5 protein-coding genes are annotated in these 2,586 nt (G+C 70.1%); all 5 read right to left on the bottom strand.

Annotated elements, in window-relative coordinates:
* The coding region (locus tag O7634_RS00075; RefSeq protein WP_278148129.1) for a DUF4035 domain-containing protein at positions 1-262 on the bottom strand (262 nt) is incomplete at its 3' end.
* A 41-nt stretch (positions 263-303) separates the two neighbouring features.
* On the bottom strand, positions 304-699 hold the full coding sequence (locus O7634_RS00070; RefSeq protein ID WP_278148128.1) for a hypothetical protein: 396 nt from the start codon (positions 697-699) through the stop codon (positions 304-306).
* Between the two features lie 6 nt (positions 700-705).
* Positions 706-1,143 carry a phage tail tube protein gene (locus O7634_RS00065; RefSeq protein WP_278148127.1) on the bottom strand — a complete coding sequence of 146 codons (438 nt, stop codon included), beginning with the start codon at positions 1,141-1,143 and terminating at the stop codon, positions 706-708.
* Positions 1,144-1,147: 4 nt separating this feature from the next.
* Positions 1,148-2,317, bottom strand: coding sequence for a DUF4082 domain-containing protein (locus O7634_RS00060; RefSeq protein ID WP_278148126.1), 1,170 nt, complete (start codon positions 2,315-2,317; stop codon positions 1,148-1,150).
* Positions 2,317-2,586, bottom strand: a 270-nt coding sequence (locus O7634_RS00055) for an HK97 gp10 family phage protein (RefSeq protein WP_278148125.1), incomplete at its 5' end; no start/stop codon positions are given. The genes O7634_RS00055 and O7634_RS00060, both read right to left, overlap by 1 nt.

The raw sequence follows: 2,586 nt of genomic DNA, 5'->3' as shown, positions 1-2,586 counted from the left end.
GACGTGTACGGCCGCCCATCTGGGCGTTGAGTTGTTTGATCAGCCGCAGGTGGTCGTGCTCGTCCTGCGGGCCGGCGGCCGCCTCCGGGCGGTCCCATTCCGGAATGAAGTCCTCCGGCCGGTACCGCTTCCCGCGTTTGCCCCGGTTCGAGTTCGCGATGGTCGACGCCACGATGGCGGCCTGGATGTCGCCGCGGGCCGGGCCGAGCGGCCCGGTCACCCGCTCGTACGCCATCCACCCGGCGACCTCGCGCGAGTCCATCGCCGCGAGCATCACCCCGACCGGCATGCCCAGGGCGAGCGCTAGTCGGTAGCGGAACTGTCGCTCTGGGCGCTGTCGAAATCCGCCGTGAGCTCGTCGACGTCGTCGTCGGACAGGCCCGCGATCCGCTGGCATGCGTCGTAGATCCGGTCCAACGGCTTCGCGTTCTTCCGCGACAAGGCGGCGATGTCGTCCTCGGTGAACATCTTCCGCCCGGTGCCGTCGACCGCACACAACACGATCAGCTTCGCGCGGGCGTTGCGCATGTTGACCTTGCGGTCCCGGCCCCGCTGCTGCAGCAGCGACTGCTCGAAGCTGTCCCGCTCGGCACCACTGATGCTGCGGATGCGGACGGTGCCGCCCCACTCCGGCACGGGCACCTCGTCGAAGGTGCGGTCGGACGCGCCGAGGATCTGGTCACGGCTCAGGAAAGTCATCGGTCGTCAGCTCCCGGTCGGGGTGAGGGTCGGCTTGCCGCTGATCTTGACGGTCAGACTGCGGCCCATCTTGTCGTCGTACGGGAACTCGTCGCCCAGCTCGGTGAGGATGCCGGCGAGGTCCCACGTGTGTTCGTCTGCCGTGTCCGGCAGGATCACGATCTGGTAGTTCCGCGGCTGGTCGTCGTCGAAGTCGTCGTCCAGGTCGTGCGTCGCCTCGGTCGGGTCGTAGTTGATCTCAAGGCTGACCTCGCCGCCGTCCTTGAGGCTGCCGACGAACTGCATCCACCCGTCCGGGCTGTCGTGGGCGGTGACGTCGATCGTCTCCCGCGTCCGCGCCGGCCCGGAAATGCTGGTCACGTTGGCGATGGCGGTGAACGCCTCGGTCGGCGTGGCACCGTCCCCGCGCTTGAACTGGGTGCCGAACGCGTCAAGTCCAGACACGCTGCTACTCCTCTACCTGCGATGTGATGATCCGGAACCGGATCACGTGATGACGCACCTGCGGGTCCGTGGTCGGCACCGCCTGGTCGAACTCGTTGCGGATCGACACCACCCGGTGCCCGGTCACCGTCAGCTCACGCGGCCGGTGATCCAGCAGCACCCCGATCCGCCGGGCGATCGCCTGCCCATCGGCGTTACCCCGCGCCTCGGTCCACACGTGCACGGTGACGGTGATGTTCCGGCCGAACCCGCCATGGTCGTTGTCCGGGATGGACAGGTGGTCACCGATCCGCACGTACGGCTTCACCGCCGGCTCGGGGACCTGGTCCCACACGCCGGTGACCATGCCCATCAGCGTGTTGTCGCCGGTCAGCCGGGCGTGGATCGCGGCCTGCACCGGGTGGATCGGCGACTGCGACCCGTCCCCGGGTGCGGCCTGCACGTCGACGGCGGCCGCCGCGTACCCGGACAGCCCACCGGCGTCGGTGACCCGGGCCAGGATCGCCTTCACGCCAAACGTGGCGTAGGCGTGCGTGAGGATCGGGGTCGACCCGGACGTGGTGGTGCCGTCGCCCCAGTCGACCCGGTAGGTGGCGTCGTCCAGGCCGTCCGGGTCGGTCGCGGTGATCGTCACCTCGACCTGCAGACCGTCCGACGCCACGTCCACCGCGGTGATCGTCGGCGCCGTCCCCGACGCCACACCCAGGTCGTACGCGACGTCGACGCCGTACCAGTTCCCGACCGACAGCGACGGGAACGATCCCGGGTTTTCGTTGTAGACACCGTTCGGCACCGCAGCGCTGGACAGCGTCGTCACGGCACCGTCGGCCGACACCACGGCGTCGTCCAGGGCGTCGACGAGTACCCCGTAATTCCCACCTGTCGGGTAGGACACCACGTACTGTTCGCCGGCGAGGCGCTCCACCGGTGACGACAGTTCGTGCGTCGACCAGCCCACCGGGAGACTGGTCGGCATCACCGCCGAGGCGAGGAGCACCCCGCTCGTGGTCCAGATCTTGCCGACCCGGCCGGGGTAGTCGATCTCGTTCTCGCCGGCCCACACCCGCACGTGCGTCAGGGTGATCGGCTCGTTCGCCTGCTGCCTGCTGCCGAGCTCGTAGTCTTCCGGGTCGGCGGCCTCCTGCGGGTCGGCGCCGGACCAGCCGACCGCCATCAGCGGGCCAGCTTCCGCAGCGACACGCCCGTCTCCTTCTTCACCCTGCGCGGGAACCGCCGCCGGGCCCGCTCGGCGGCCGGCTGCGCGAACGGCTGTTCCGGGGTGTCCTCGGTGCCGTGCTCGACGAACGTCGCATGCCGTGCCGTGGCCACCGCCCGGCCGGTCAGCCCGCCGGCGTCGATCTCCTCCTGCACCGACTCGGCCAGGGCGCCGGTGTCCCGGGGCGCGCCCTCACGCATGTCGTCGGCCGTCTCCCGCGTCTCCCC

Source organism: Micromonospora sp. WMMD1120, from assembly GCF_029626235.1.
Lineage (GTDB): Bacteria > Actinomycetota > Actinomycetes > Mycobacteriales > Micromonosporaceae > Micromonospora.
The sequence above is the reverse complement of the archived record's forward strand: the minus strand, read 5'-3'. Positions and strand labels throughout refer to the sequence as shown.